A 13,842-nucleotide genomic window follows, 5' to 3' on the forward strand; every position below is an offset into this window, starting at 1 on the left:
CTGACGACTACTCGCTGCGGGCGGTCTCCGGCCCGGTGATGCGTTGCAGCAGCGGCATTGTGGAGGCGATGACGCCGAGGCAGGCGGCCAACCCGACGACGACGATCACGTAGAAGCCCGGCTGCGGCGCGACGAGGGTGTAGTCCATCTGCGCCCGCAGGAACAGGTGGGCGGCCAGCAGGCCCATGCCGATGGCGACGGCGGCGACGGCGAGCATCGGCACGGCGCTCTCCAACGCCACCACCCGACGCAGGACCCGCACCGGAGCGCCGCTGAGGCGCAGCAGGCTGAACGGGCGTCGGCGTTCGGTGAGACCGCCGATGACGCTGACCGCGAGGCTGCACCCGCCGAGCGCGAGACTGGCCACGATGATGACGTTGGCCAACTGTTCCCAGCCGCGCAGCGTGTTCGCGAAGTCCGACTCGAAGTCGCCGGGCACGTTCGGCCCGACCCAGAAGGTCGGGAAGGCGACCTCCAGCACGGTGCGGGTGCGCTCGACGGCGGCGGTGGAGCCGTCCGTGCCGACGACCACCGACACCACCGGTAGTCGCTGGAGTTCGTCGAGGGTGAGCGACGCGGCGGGCCAGACCGTCGCGGGCGACGCCGATTCCCGCCAGCGGCTGAGGCCCATCGGCACCTCGATGACGGTCGCACCCTCCGCGCACCGGCCGTACGCGGTCGGCAGGTCGGCGCACGCGATCACCCCCACCTCGCCGGAGGTGGTCGCCTCCGGGTTCTCGCGGACCGCGGTCGCGGACCGTACGCCGCTGATCGCGTGCAGGTCCGCGAAGAGCGTGTCGGGCACCGACGGCGCCTTCTCGTCGAAGACTGTGGTCACCGTGCCCGCATCCGTCGAGCCGACCGGTGCCGGGCCGCGGTTGGCGACGATCGTGGTGATCACGCCGACGGCGACGCTCGTGACGAAGAGCGCGAGCATGATGCCGCTGATCGCCCGGAAACCGGCCTTCGGGTTGTCGGCGAGGCGTCGCGCGGCGATGAGCGCGGCGGGGCGGTTGGCGTACCGGGCCATCACCCGGGCGCCGACCATCGTCAACCAGGGACCGGCGAAGACCAGGCCGGCCATGATGAGCAGCAGGCCGGGCAGGAACACCGCGGTCTGGCCGTCGGACGTCTCCGGCTTGAAGCCGATGGCAAAGAACAGCACGGCGACACCGAGCAGGGCCGGGATAAGCCGGTACGCGCGCGGTGCCTTGGGGGTGACCCGCCGGGTGACGCCCAGCGGCGAGATCCGGACCCGGCGCAGCGAGACCTGGGCCGCCACCGCCGCGCCGGCCGGGACGCCGAGCGCCACCAGCAGGACGTTCAGCACGCCCAGGGACATGTCGTTGGGGAAGAACGGCATGCCGGTGAACGGGATGCCCGCGAGTAGGTCGCGGAAGGCGTAGAACAGGCCGAAGCCGACGGCCGTGCCGGCGACGGCGGCGGTCGCCGCCTCCACCGCGGCGACCAGCGAGATCTGCCGGGGCGTCGCGCCGACCAGGCGCATCGCGGCGAAGCGCTGCTCCCGGCGGGCCGCGCTGAGCCGGGTGGCGGTGCCGATGAAGATCAGCACCGGGAACAGCAGCCCGCCGGCGATCACGCCCAGGATGAGGTTCACCGTGGTCTCGGGGAGGGCGGGGGTGTCGCCGACGCTGGTGACCTGCTTCGCAGCCGGGAGGTTGGCGACCTCGTCGGGGGTGCCACCCGCGACGACGAGCAGGGTGTCCGGTGAGGTCAGCGCGGCCAGCCCAACGGCGCCCAGGTCACGCCCCGGATAGCGGTCGCCCAGTTCGTCGGCCGGGTGGGCGGCCAGCAGTGCCCGCAACGCGGGCGAGGCGTAGTACTCGCCGGGACCCGGGATGCTCGGGATGCCGACCGGGGTGGGCGAGGTCGAGCCGGTCGCGGCGACGTCGATCCGGATGATCTGCTTGCCGTGGAAGTAGTCCTGCCGGGTCGACCACCACAGCGGATCTGCGGCGCCGGCCGACGCGTTGGGATACATCGACGCGTACCGGGTGAGCTGGGCGTTGACCGCATTGACCCCGGCGAGGGTGGTCAGCAGCAGCCCGCTGCCGATGGCGACGGCGGCGGCGATGACGACCAGGCGGGTGAGCGCCTCGCGGCCGCCGGCCACGGCGAGGCGGAGCCCGAAGCGGATCATGAGGCGATCCGGTCCGGCGCGTTCACGCGCCCGTCGCGGACCATGACCTCGCGGTCGGCGTACGCCGCGATCCTGGGCTCGTGGGTGACCAGGATGACAGTGGTGCCCTGCTCGCGGGCGGCGCCGACCAGTAGGTCCATCACCTGCTCACCGGTGAGCGAGTCGAGCGCGCCGGTCGGCTCGTCGGCGAAGAGCACCTGCGGCTCGGCGACTAGGCCCCGGGCCAGGGCGACGCGTTGCGCCTGCCCGCCGGAGAGCTCACCCGAACGCCGCTCCTCCAGGCCGTCCAGGCCGAGGCGCGCGAACCAGGCCCGCGCCTTCGGCAGCGCCTGCTTGCGGTGTACGCCGCTGAGCAGCAGCGGTAGGGCGACGTTCTCCACAGCGGTCAGCTCGGGGACGAGTTGGCCGAACTGGAACACGAAGCCGAACCGGTCCCGCCGCAGGCTGCTGCGCTGGGTCTCGGACATGGCGTTCACCCGCGACCCGTCGAAGAGGATCTCGCCGGAGTCGGGCACCAGGATGCCGGCCAGGCAGTGCAGCAGGGTGGACTTGCCCGAGCCGCTGGGGCCCATGACGGCGAGGATCTCGCCGGCCTCCACGGCGACGCTCGCGCCGCGCAGGGCGGGTGTCTGACCGAAGGAGAACTCCACGTCGCGCGCTTCGAGCACCACGCTCATGGCCGCACCTCCTTGCGCAGGGCGTCCAGTCGGGCGCCGGTCATCTCGATCCACCGGAGGTCCGCCTCCAGGTGGTAGAGGCCGTGGTCGGCGAGCAGCGCGTCGACCAGGCTGCCGGCGCGCTTGATCTCGGTCAGCTCACGCATCCGGTGCAGGTGCGCGCTGCGCTGGGTGTCGAGGTAGTCGGCGGCCGGCCGGTCCAGCATCAGCGCGAGCACGACCTTGGCGAAGAGCACCGTCTGCAGGTGCGGCTCCGGGTCGACCGGCTGGGTCAGCCACTGCTCGACCTCGGTAGCGCCGACGTCGGTGATGATGTAGCGCTTGCGGTCGGGGCCGGAGCCGGGGGCGACGTCACTGATCACCACCTTGCCGTCGCGGGCCAGTCGGCTGAGGGTGGAGTAGACCTGGCCGAACGGCAGTGGCTTGCCCCGGCCGAAGAAGGCGTCGTAGTCACGCTTCAGGTCGTAACCGTGGCTGGGCTCCCGTTCGAGGAGGCCGAGAAGAGTCAGTGGCACGCTCATGCCAGGAGACTACACCGAGGGTATACCTCGCGTATATACCCTCGGTGTGTTCCGATCAGCCCGCCAGGACGCGGGCCAGGGCGTAGCCGGCGGTGGCGGCGGCGAGCCCGGCGATGACGCTCCCTACGACGTTGCCGAGCGCGAGGAGGCGATGACCGCGCTGCGCCAGCCGCAGCGTCTCGTAGCTGAAGGTGGAGTAGGTGGTCAGCGCGCCACAGAACCCGGTGCCGAGCAGCGCGGCGACCGCCGGGCCGGCCGGCCACCCGACGAGTACGCCGAGCAGCAGTGACCCGATCACGTTGACGGTCAGCGTGCCCCACGGGAACGCCGAGTCGTGGCGGGACTGCACGGCCCGGTCGGTGAGATAGCGCAGTGGGGCGCCGATTGCGGCGCCCAGGGCGATGAGCAGCACGGTCATCGGGTCACCCGCCGCCGCAGCGCTGCGGCGGTGACGGCGTCGCCCAGCCCGACCGCGACGAGCGCCCCGAGCACCGTCGCGGCGAGGTACGCCAGCGCGGTGCCCGGTGCGCCCGCGACCAGCGCCTGCTGGACGTCGACCGCGTAGGCGGAGAAGGTGGTGAACCCGCCGAGCACCCCGACCCCGAGGAACGGGCGGGCCAGCCGGTGGCCGCCATCGAGGTGCCCGAGCACCGCCATCAGCGCGCCGATCAGCAGGCAGCCGGACGTGTTGATGGAGAACGTGGCCCACCCGAAGCCGGTCGGTGGGTGCGGGAACGCGTGTTGCAGGCCAGCCCGGGCCAGCGCGCCGAGCACCCCACCGGCCGCGATCGTGGCGAGAATCGTCGCGGGACGGGCGATCAGCTCGCCCCGCTCGGTGGGGACGTGTAGGTCGACGTCGGGGTCGGTACGCGGCTCGAATGGCTCTGGCACGGCTGTTCAGCGTAGTCCCGGCGACAGTGGCGTCAGTCGACTGCCGGCGACAGCGGCGTCAGCGTACTGCCGCGACTGCGGCGTCCGAGCCGCCTCGCCAGAGGGTGCCGACCTCGCTGAAGCCGGCCGCGGTGAGCGCGGCCAGGTGCCAGGAGACTGGCGGGTTCCACTCGGGGCTGTGCCCGGTGGGGTAGATCGAGTGTCGCTCGGCGACCAGCGGGGCGAGCGCGGGGTCGGTGCCGGCCCGGTCCCACCAGTCCGACCAGGACAGCATCGAGCCAGCGGCGTACCGGGCGTTGCGCCGGGCCCGGGCTCGGTCCAGCAGCCGCTTGGTCAGCTCCGGCAGGGTGTCGTCCGGCATGTGGTCGGCGTTGACGAAGACCCCGCCGGGTCGGAGCACGTCGCGCAGTTCGGCGTAGAGCTGGCTGAGCCGGTCGGCCGGCAGCCAGTGCAGTGCGGTGGCGGTGAGCACGGCGTCGTACTCGCGGTGGGGGAGCGCGTTGCGCCACTCGGGGGTGCCGAGGTCGGCCGTGACGATCGTGGCCCGGCCGGTCAGCGAGGCGCTGGCGATGGCGAGCAGGGCCGGGTCGAGGTCCACAAGCGTCGCCTCGGCGGCGGGGAAGCGGGCCAGGGTCCGCAGCGAGATGGTGCCGGTGCCGCCGGCCAGGTCGAGCACGCGCGGCGGCCGACCGTCGAGGACGGCGTCGACGGCGTCGAGCATGGCGGTGAACCGGTGCTCCCGGTCCGGTAGGTAGGCCTCCTGCTGGCGGTCCCAGCTCTCCTGCCAGGCCCAAGGATCCACAATGTAAGGACTCATAGCGAACAGGCTAGTTACGGCGTGATCGCGTTGTCCAGACCTTGTTGCACATAATTTGCAATTGCTAGATGATGGCGGGGCGATGATCAGAGCGACGCCGGGCCGGGCGGATGCCCGGCCCGGCGTCGTCTCCCGGTGCGGTCAGACCGTCGCGTCCACCAGCTCCGCGTCGGCCGTCGACGGCTTGTCGCGGCGGGCCAGCCGCAGCGCTGCGAGGAGTACGCCCAGACCGGCCAGGGTGAGCGCCGCGCCGGCCCAGATCGGCGAGGTGTAGCCGAGCCCGGCAGCGATGGTCACTCCGCCGATCCAGGCGCCCAACGCGTTGCCGAGGTTGAACGCGGCGATGTTCGCCCCGGAGGCGAGGGTCGGCGCCTGCTGGGCGTAATGCATGATCCGCATCTGCAGCGGCGGCACGGTGGCGAAGCCGAACCCGCCCATCAGCACCAGCGCGACGATGGTCAGCACCGGGCTCGTCGCGGTCAGCGCGAAGCCGACGAGCACCACGGTGAGCACCGCCAGGACGGTGACCAGGGTGCGCGACAGCGACTTGTCGGCCGCCCGGCCGCCGAGCAGGTTGCCGGCGAAGAGCCCCACCCCGAAGAGCACGAGCAGCCACGGCACGGTGCTGGAGGCGAAGCCGCTGACCTCGGTGAGCGTGTAGGCGATGTAGGTGAACGCGCCGAACATGCCGCCGAAGCCCAGGATGGTGATCACCAGGGAGAGCCAGACCTGGGTGTGGGTGAAGGCCCGCAACTCGCCGCGCAGCCCGGCGGCCGGGCGGTCGCCGTTGACGGCGTCGCCACCCGGAATGAGCAGGGCCAGCCCGATCAGGGCGACCACGCCGATGGCGGTGATCGCCCAGAACGTCGACCGCCAGCCGAAGTGCTGCCCGAGGAAGGTGCCGAACGGGACGCCGAGAACGTTCGCGATGGTCAGGCCGGCGAACATCATGGCGATGGCGCCCGCCCGGCGGGCCGGTGCGACCAGGCCGGCGGCGACCACGGCGCCGATGCCGAAGAACGCGCCGTGGCAGAGCGCGGCGACGATCCGGCCGGCCATCATCACGGAGTAGTCGCCGGCGACGGCGGAGAGCAGGTTGCCGATGATGAACAGCACCATCAGGCCGAGCAGCACCGGTTTGCGCGGCAGCCGGGTAACCGCCGCGGTGAGGGCCACCCCACCGACGGCCACGCTGAGCGCATAGCCGGAGATCAACCAGCCGGCCACCGGCTCGGTGACGGCGAAGTCGGCGGCCACCTCGGGCAGCAGCCCCATGATCACGAATTCGGTCAGCCCGATGCCGAAGGCGCCGATCGCCAGCGCGATCAGGCCGGGCGGCAGGGACTTTTGACGTACGGACATGGACTTCCCATCGGGGAGGGGGCAGATACAAGGCGCGTGCAACTACACGCGCCAACAACCAGATACTTGCACACGCACTATATCGGCGCAAGCGTGGTAGCCTGGGGTCAGTCCAGATCACATCCCAGGAGGCGGCATGGGCATCGGCGACGACGCGATCGAGATCCGCGCGCAGGGTTGGCGCACTCTCGCCGCCCTGCACGGGCTGATCGAGACCTCCCTGGAGCGGGCGTTGCAGGCCGGCCACGACCTCTCCGTCGTCGAATACACGGTGCTCGACGCGCTCTCCCGGCAGGACGGTTGGCACATGCGAATGAGCCAGCTCGCCCGGGCCGCCGCGCTCTCCGGCAGCGCCACCACCCGCCTGGTCACCCGGCTGGAGCAGCGTGGCCTGCTCACCCGGATCCTCTGCGCCGACGACCGGCGCGGCATCTACACCGAGCTGACCCCGGCCGGCTCCGAGCTGCTCGCGCAGACCCGACCCACCCACGACCGGGTGCTCACCGACGCGCTCGCCCAGGCGGAGGCCACCCCCGAGCTGGCGCCGCTTGTCGACGCCCTGCACCGGCTGCCGGCCGCCCGCTGACCGCCCGCCGGCCCGGCTGACGGCGGGCGTACGGTACCCGCAGCCCCACCGGGACCGCCGCGCCAAGGAGGCAGCCGATGCAGGACCGCACCCCTCGTCCCGAGGAGCTGGAGCCGATCGAGCGCGCCGGCGTCGACGAGCTGCGCGCCCTGCAACGCGACCGACTGCGCTGGTCGCTGCGGCACGCGTACGACAACGTGCCGCACTACCGCCGGGCGTTCGACGCGGTCGGGGTGCACCCCGACGACTGCCGGGACCTCGGCGACCTGGCCCGCTTCCCGCTCACTGGCAAGGCGGAGCTGCGGGACAACTATCCGTTCGGCATGTTCGCCGTACCCCGGGAGCGCATCGCCCGTCTGCACGCTTCCTCCGGCACCACCGGCCGCCCGACGGTGGTCGGCTACACCCGAGACGACCTGCGCACCTGGGCGCGCCTGATGGCCCGCTCGATCCGCGCCTCCGGCGGCCGCCCCGGCGACCGGGTGCACGTGGCATACGGCTACGGGCTCTTCACCGGCGGTCTGGGGGCGCACTACGGGGCCGAGGAGTTGGGCTGCACGGTCATCCCGGTCTCCGGTGGCATGACCGAGCGTCAGGTCATGCTGATCCGCGACTTCGAGCCCGAGGTCATCATGGTCACGCCCAGCTACCTGCTGGCCATCGTCGACGAGATGCGCCGCCAGGGCATCGACCCGCGCGCCACCTCGCTGCGGGTGGGCATCTTCGGGGCCGAGCCGTGGACCGAGGACATGCGCTACGAGATCGAGCAGCAACTGGACATCCACGCCGTCGACATCTATGGGCTGTCCGAGGTGATGGGGCCTGGTGTGGCCACCGAGTGCGTCGAGACCAAGGACGGGCTGCACCTCTGGGAGGACCACTTCTACCCGGAGATCGTCGACCCGGTCAGCGGTGCCGTGCTGCCCGACGGTGAGCGCGGTGAGCTGGTGTTGACCTCGCTGACCAAGGAGGCTATGCCGGTCGTGCGCTACCGCACCCGCGACCTGACCCGACTGCTGCCCGGCACCGCCCGGCCGATGCGTCGGATCGAGAAGATCGCCGGCCGGACCGACGACATGATGATCCTGCGTGGAGTGAACATCTTCCCCACCCAGATCGAGGAGCTGATCCTGCGGACCCCGCAGCTGTCGCCGCACTTCCAGTGCGTCCTCGATCGGCGCGGTCGGCTGGACACCCTGACGGTGCGGGTGGAGCGGCGGGCCGGCGTCGCCGTGGACGCCGCCGAGCGGGCCGGCGCGACACTTGTCGAGCTGGTGAAGAACACCATCGGCGTGAGCGTCGCGGTCGACGTCCTCGCACCGGACACGGTGGAACGGTCGATGGGCAAGATGCGCCGCATCGTCGACCAGCGACCGTCCGCCTGACCGCTGTCCGAGATACCGGGGACTTCAACCAACCTGGTGAGCCGACGGACCATCGGTGGCGCCGAAGCGCAGGGTCCCCGGGTGTGGCCGTGGTCGACATAGGATCAAGGTCATGCGCGTGCTGGTGGTCTCCGCCCCGCTGGTCGGGCACGTCTTCCCGCTGGTGCCGCTCGCTGTCGCGCTGCGCGACGCCGGCCACGACGTGCTGCTGGCCACCGGCGGCGGAGCTCTGGCCGCCGCCGATGCCGGTCTGCCGGTACGCGACATCGCCCCGGGCTTCGCCTTCGGGCGGATCGCGCTTCGCGTCTTACCCCGTCATCCGCTCATCGCGCGCGCCGAGCTGGCCGGCACCGCCGGCACCCGGGGTGCTGGCCTGCTGTTCGGCGCGCTCAACGACCAGCTCACCGACCCGGTGGTTGCATTAGCCACTGAGTGGCGGCCGGATCTGGTGCTGTACGAGCCGTTTGCGGTCGCCGGCGCGGTGGCCGCCGCGCGACTCGACGTGGCGGCCGTACGACAGGAGAACGCCCTCTTCGACGGCCGGGACCTGGTCCGCGCCGTCAGTGCCCGACTCGGCGCCGCGCTGCGCCGGCACGGCCTGACCGAGCTGCCGCCACCCGCCGCTGCCCTCGCCGTGGCTCCGCCCAGCGTGGCCGTGCAGGGTGGCTGGCCGATGCGCTACACGTCCTACGTGGGCGGCGGTGAGCTGCCGGCCTGGTTGCGTGAGCCGGGTGAGCGCCCCCGGATCCTGGTCACCCGCAGCACCCTGACCGGCCCTGGCGACCGGGGGCCGATGCCCGCCGTGGTGGCCGCCGCCGCCGAGGTGGACGCGGAGATCGTGCTGGTCCGCCCCGACGAGCGGTCGGCCCGCACGTTGCCCGGAAACGTACGGGTGGTCGACTGGATCCCGCTCGACGAGGCGTTGCCGGCGAGCGCGGCGCTGGTGCATCACGGCGGGGCGGGCAGCGCGTTCGGCGCCCTCGCCGCCGGTCGGCCCCAGCTGGCCACCATCGGTGCGGGGGACCGGCGGCACAACGCCGAGCTGGTGGCCCGCCGGGGCGCCGGCCTGGCGCTACGCCCCCGGGACATCACCGCGCGGGCACTGACCCAGCTGCTCACCGACGAGCGCCTGCGTACCGCTGCCGCACAGGTCAGCCGCGAGATCGCCGGGATGCCGCCACCGGCCGACCTGGTCGCGCGGCTGGCGGCACTGGTCTGACGTCGCCCCGCGTGGCCACACCGGACGGACGGTCGGTTGCGGCAGGATGACCGGATGCGACACGTCGTGCTGCTCCACTCCGTGTACGGGCTGCGGCCCGCCGTACGCGCCGCCGCCGACCGGTTGCGCGCCGCCGGGCACCAGGTCAGCACCCCCGACCTGTACGGCGTTCCGGCCGCCGACACCGTCGAGGAGGGCTTCGCGCTGCTCGACAAGATCGGCCACGAGGTGGTGCTTGAGCGGGCCCGGGCCGCGCTGCGTGACCTGCCACCGGAGACGGTGCTCGCCGGCTTCTCGATGGGCGCCGGGGTGGCCGGTGCGCTGCTGGCCGAGCGCCCCGACGCCGCCGGCCTGCTCCTGCTGCACGGCACCGGTGGCGCGCCGGACGCGGTCCGACCCGGATTGCCCGTGCAGCTGCACCTCGCCGACCCCGACCCGTACGACGCGCCGGACGAGGTCGACGAGTGGCAGCAGGCCATGTCCGATGCCGGCGCCGATCTGACGGTCTTCCGCTATCCCGGTGTCGGGCACCTGTTCACGGATCCGGACCTGCCCGATTACGTCCCCGCCGCTGATGCTGCGGTCTGGCCGCGAGTGCTGGCGTTCCTGGCCGCTGGTTGAGCGTCGAAGGCGGTGGCGGCACGACCGTCGATGCTTGCGGCACGGGCCTAGCGTGAGGACAGGCTCCACTCCTCGAAGGGCGTACGCCGTGAACGAGACAGTCTTCAGCATCCTTGGTCTGCTGTTGGTCGTGATATCGCTGTTTTTCTCCGCATTGCAGACCCGGGAGGTGGCGAAACAAAGTCGGATCAACAACGGCGTTGGCTCGGCTAACGCGCTCCTGGAGATCAACAGTTTGTCTCGTTCTTGGCACGATCGATTGGTGGACAGACCATCACTTCGGCCGTACTTTTTCGATGCGAAACCCTGTGCTCCGGTTGAGCCTGAGCGATCGATCGTGCTGACCAACGCGGAGATGCTCGCGGACCTCTTAGAGTGTGAACTGTGGATGGGTAAGCTGGTGCCGGCCTTCCCATTCGCCCAGACCTGGTATATCTGGCCTACGGAGATGTTGCAGCAGAGCCCCGTGCTCGACGAGATGGTCGAGCGCTATCCCACCTGGTGGCCTGCGCTCTACAAGCTGCAACAGCAGGTCCGCGCCGGTGGACCGCTGACCCATCCGCTCCTTGACCCGCCCACGTCCCGGTGGCGGTTGTTCCGCTCCAGCCCTGGGCGAGTCGTCGGCCCGCAGCGCGACACCGACGCGACGGCTACTCCGGCATCCGACGTGGCCGCGATCCCTCCGCAACGATGAGGCCCTACTACCGTAGGGCGATCACGAGGATGGCCTCGCCGGATTCCCTCGATCACTTGATACTGAGTAGTTCAACACCGTTGCGTTGGGCGGAGTAGCTGTTCGTCAATGCCACATTGTTCAGTCGATCATGGAGTTATGGTGGGTGACAAAGTGCCCGCGTCACGCCAAAACAAGGCACCACAACTCCATGATCGACGGGGATGGGCTGCCCTCCTCCGCGATCTTGCGTTTACTGTCGCGGCATAAGAGGGCATTCCGTGCATCTCGACGACCGAAACTGCAAGATCGGCGCTGACGGGGCGTTGTTGGAGTGACGAGCCCGGGTGTCGGGAGTTCACCATGCCCTCTCGCCCGGCAACCGATCGCTAACGCAACGGTTGATGCTGAGTAGCTGTCGAGGGGTCAGTTCGACTACTGGGCATCAAGTGATCATCGGACGAGCCGCGCTGGACGGAGGTCGGGGCGATCCCGACCGCTAGTGGACGGTCAGGCGGAGGCGGCCAGGCCGTCCCGCCCATGGACCAACGGCGGGAAGGGTATCGCCCGCACCGTGCCGGGTGGAGCGCCAACGTCGACCATCGGCCGGCGTACGGCTGACCTTGCGGACGTCGTACGGACCGACGCCTCGGGTCGGCCGGTGTCCCGGGGCCAGCGACTGTTCGGTGCCGGGGATGCCGCGGTGGCCTGGGCCGACGGCACATCGCCCGTCGACGTGACGGCGCGGAGTCGGCGAGCGCCCGGCGCACGGTTGGCCCCAGAAGTCGTCAGCGCCGGTCGGGTGGCCATCGTCGGAGTGCGACTGCGTCGCTCTCGCGGTGCCGGGCTGGTGGCACCGCCCGGGCCCGCCGGGGCCAGTGCCGCGAGGACGGCGTCGAGGCTGGCCGGAGGGCGGACGGCGTCGAGGCTGGCCGGAGGGCGGACGGTGTCGAGGCGCACGACCTCGGCCGGTCGCGTGATCGAGCCGCCGACCGTAGTACCAGCGGCACCAGCCTGGTCCGTGCCAGCGGGGTCGAGGCGCCCGACGTCGGCGGCCCGGCGATGGAAGACGGCCCGCAGCGCGCGGGGCAACCGCTCGGCGGCGACCTGGCGCAGCGCGGGCGCGGCGAACGCGTACCCGTCGACGCGGTGGGGGAGCAGCAGCCCGGCGGCGACCAGCCCGCGTAGCGCGGGTGCGGACCGGCCAGGTGCCCAGCCGAGCGCCCGGTCCAGGGCCGCGCCGGAGATCGGGCCACCGAGGGTGCCAGCGGCCATCAGCACCGCCCGCCCTTCACCATCGAGGTGGTCCAGTTCGGCGTTGACGGCCCGGCGTACCGCCTCGGGCAGCCCGAGCGCCGCCGGATCGGCACCGTCCGCGACCGACGTGACGTACGCGGCCGCGTGCCCGGGGCGGCCTCCCACCAGCGGCAGTAGCCGGTCGACCAGGGCCACCGGCTGCCCGGCCCGGGTGAGTAGTTGGCGCAACAGCCGCCCGGACTGCACCGTGGCCAGCGGTCGGATCGTCACCCGTCGCGCCGGGCCGGGCCGGGTGTCGGCCCACTGCGGTTGGTGCACGGTGAGCAGCGCCAGCGGCAGCCCGCGCTCGGTCGCCGCGCTGAACAGCGCGTGCAGGAACCGACTCACCGCCGGTGCGGCCCGGTCCAGGTCGTCGACGGCCACGATCAGCGGCCGGTGGGCGGCCAGGCGCAGCAGGACCTCCCGGCAGATCGCCGCGCCGGCGAGGGCGGCGGCCGAACCGTCCGGGGTGGTCAGCAGCCGCTGGAGCGCCGGGACCGCGGTGGCCACCCGGGTCGGCGGGAACAGCGGCGTCAGGGCGGCGACGAGCCGGTCGTGGACCGCCGCCGGGCCGTCGCCGCGCCGGATCCCGGCGAAGCCGCGGAGCAACTCCGCGACCGGCGCCAACACCTGATCGGGGTACGGCTGGCAGGCCGCCACGCACCAGCGCACCGACACTCCGTCCACCGTGGTGAGCCCACGGGTCAACTCGTGCAGCAGCCGACTGCGGCCACTGCCGGTGGGGCCGACCAGGGAGATCCAGCGCGGGTTGCGCTCCCGGATGGCCCAGCCCAGCTGATCGCGGATGGTGGCCAGCTCGCGGCGGCGACCGATCAACGGGCCGTCGTGCCGGTCGGCGCCGGGGCGTACCGGACCGATGGCGTGCCAGACCGGCACCGGCGGCACCCGGCCGCCGACCGGCACCGGTTCCAGCTGACGCTGGGTGATCAGGCCGGCGGTGGCGCGGGCGGTGGCCGCGCAGAGCGCGACGGCGCCGGGTGGCGCGTACTCCTGCAGGCGGGCAGCGGTGGTGATCACCGCGCCGCTGGCCGCGCCGTGCCCGCCGGTGACGGCGGCGCCCAGGTCGACCACGACCTCGCCGGTGGCGACACCGACGCGGACACGCAGCCGGATGTCGTCGACCATGGGTCGGCGGTCCAGCGCGGCCTGGATCTCGAGTCCGGCGCGCACCGCCCGGTACGCGTCGAAGCCGTCGGAGTGCCGGGCCCCGAAGAGCGCCATCACGGCGTCGCCGACGTACTTCTCCACCACCCCGTGCCACCGGTGCAGCACACCCGCGACGGTGTCGAAGTAGGCCCGCTGCAACGCCCGGACGTCCTCCGGGTCGAGTCGGTCCACCAGCGCGGTGGAACCGACGATGTCGGCGAAGAGGACGGTGACGATGCGCCTCTCCTGAGGTACCGGCCAGAGCGGGGTCACGGTCCGCTGCGCGTCGATGACAATGCTGGTGGTCATGGGTATCGCACCGGCCTCTCTCCCCGCTGATGCCTGGTCACCTCCGGAGGTTGGCATTCCTGGGCCGACGGGGGATCTGCAGAACGACGTATGTCGGCCACCTGCAACCTTTAGTCGCAAAGTCGACGCGAGGAGTACCACAAGCGGCCGGCGGCCG

At 72.0% G+C, this 13,842-nt stretch carries 13 protein-coding genes; 5 read left to right on the forward strand and 8 right to left on the reverse strand.

What is annotated here, in order from left to right:
* Window positions 1-7: 7 nt before the first annotated feature.
* The 7 genes from IF46_RS0119280 to IF46_RS0119310 form a co-directional block, all read right to left on the reverse strand.
* The gene (locus IF46_RS0119280) at window positions 8-2,161 is read right to left on the reverse strand and encodes an ABC transporter permease (RefSeq protein ID WP_030489736.1); all 2,154 of its coding nucleotides are present in this window, start codon (window positions 2,159-2,161) and stop codon (window positions 8-10) included.
* Window positions 2,158-2,838, reverse strand: a complete 681-nt coding sequence (locus IF46_RS0119285; protein ID WP_030489737.1) for an ABC transporter ATP-binding protein — start codon at window positions 2,836-2,838, stop codon at window positions 2,158-2,160. The genes IF46_RS0119280 and IF46_RS0119285 overlap by 4 nt, the downstream gene beginning before the upstream one ends.
* Window positions 2,835-3,359, reverse strand: a complete 525-nt coding sequence (locus IF46_RS0119290; protein WP_030489738.1) for a PadR family transcriptional regulator — start codon at window positions 3,357-3,359, stop codon at window positions 2,835-2,837. Before IF46_RS0119290 ends, IF46_RS0119285 begins: the two co-directional genes overlap by 4 nt.
* A gap of 55 nt (window positions 3,360-3,414) precedes the next feature.
* Window positions 3,415-3,777 carry a fluoride efflux transporter CrcB gene (crcB, locus tag IF46_RS0119295; protein WP_030489739.1) on the reverse strand — a complete coding sequence of 121 codons (363 nt, stop codon included), beginning with the start codon at window positions 3,775-3,777 and terminating at the stop codon, window positions 3,415-3,417.
* On the reverse strand, window positions 3,774-4,250 hold the full coding sequence (locus IF46_RS0119300) for a fluoride efflux transporter FluC (protein ID WP_030489740.1): 477 nt from the start codon (window positions 4,248-4,250) through the stop codon (window positions 3,774-3,776). The genes crcB and IF46_RS0119300 overlap by 4 nt, the downstream gene beginning before the upstream one ends.
* 58 nt (window positions 4,251-4,308) lie before the next feature.
* On the reverse strand, window positions 4,309-5,067 hold the full coding sequence (locus IF46_RS0119305) for a class I SAM-dependent methyltransferase (protein ID WP_030489741.1): 759 nt from the start codon (window positions 5,065-5,067) through the stop codon (window positions 4,309-4,311).
* Window positions 5,068-5,208: 141 nt separating this feature from the next.
* A complete protein-coding gene (locus IF46_RS0119310) occupies window positions 5,209-6,429 on the reverse strand; it encodes an MFS transporter (protein ID WP_232234092.1) in 1,221 nt (406 codons plus the stop codon).
* 136 nt (window positions 6,430-6,565) lie between these two features.
* Between IF46_RS0119310 and IF46_RS0119315 the strand changes: the two genes are divergently transcribed.
* From IF46_RS0119315 to IF46_RS34470, 5 genes are all read left to right on the forward strand, one after another.
* A complete protein-coding gene (locus IF46_RS0119315) occupies window positions 6,566-7,015 on the forward strand; it encodes a MarR family winged helix-turn-helix transcriptional regulator (protein WP_030489743.1) in 450 nt (149 codons plus the stop codon).
* Window positions 7,016-7,092: 77 nt separating this feature from the next.
* Window positions 7,093-8,400, forward strand: coding sequence for a phenylacetate--CoA ligase PaaK (gene paaK / locus IF46_RS0119320; RefSeq protein WP_030489744.1), 1,308 nt, complete (start codon window positions 7,093-7,095; stop codon window positions 8,398-8,400).
* 112 nt (window positions 8,401-8,512) lie between these two features.
* Window positions 8,513-9,619: a nucleotide disphospho-sugar-binding domain-containing protein gene (locus IF46_RS0119325; RefSeq protein WP_030489745.1), complete on the forward strand. Its 1,107-nt coding sequence runs from the start codon at window positions 8,513-8,515 to the stop codon at window positions 9,617-9,619.
* A gap of 54 nt (window positions 9,620-9,673) precedes the next feature.
* On the forward strand, window positions 9,674-10,240 hold the full coding sequence (locus IF46_RS0119330) for a dienelactone hydrolase family protein (protein ID WP_030489746.1): 567 nt from the start codon (window positions 9,674-9,676) through the stop codon (window positions 10,238-10,240).
* 88 nt (window positions 10,241-10,328) lie between these two features.
* Entirely contained in the window at window positions 10,329-10,934 is a 606-nt protein-coding gene (locus IF46_RS34470) for a hypothetical protein (protein ID WP_157563168.1), read from the forward strand.
* A 489-nt stretch (window positions 10,935-11,423) separates the two neighbouring features.
* Here IF46_RS34470 and IF46_RS0119340 read toward each other — a convergent pair whose 3' ends face one another.
* Window positions 11,424-13,685, reverse strand: a complete 2,262-nt coding sequence (locus IF46_RS0119340) for an adenylate/guanylate cyclase domain-containing protein (RefSeq protein ID WP_051724013.1) — start codon at window positions 13,683-13,685, stop codon at window positions 11,424-11,426.
* Window positions 13,686-13,842: the final 157 nt, after the last annotated feature.

Source organism: Micromonospora chokoriensis (assembly GCF_000718555.1).
Classification (GTDB): domain Bacteria; phylum Actinomycetota; class Actinomycetes; order Mycobacteriales; family Micromonosporaceae; genus Micromonospora; species Micromonospora chokoriensis_B.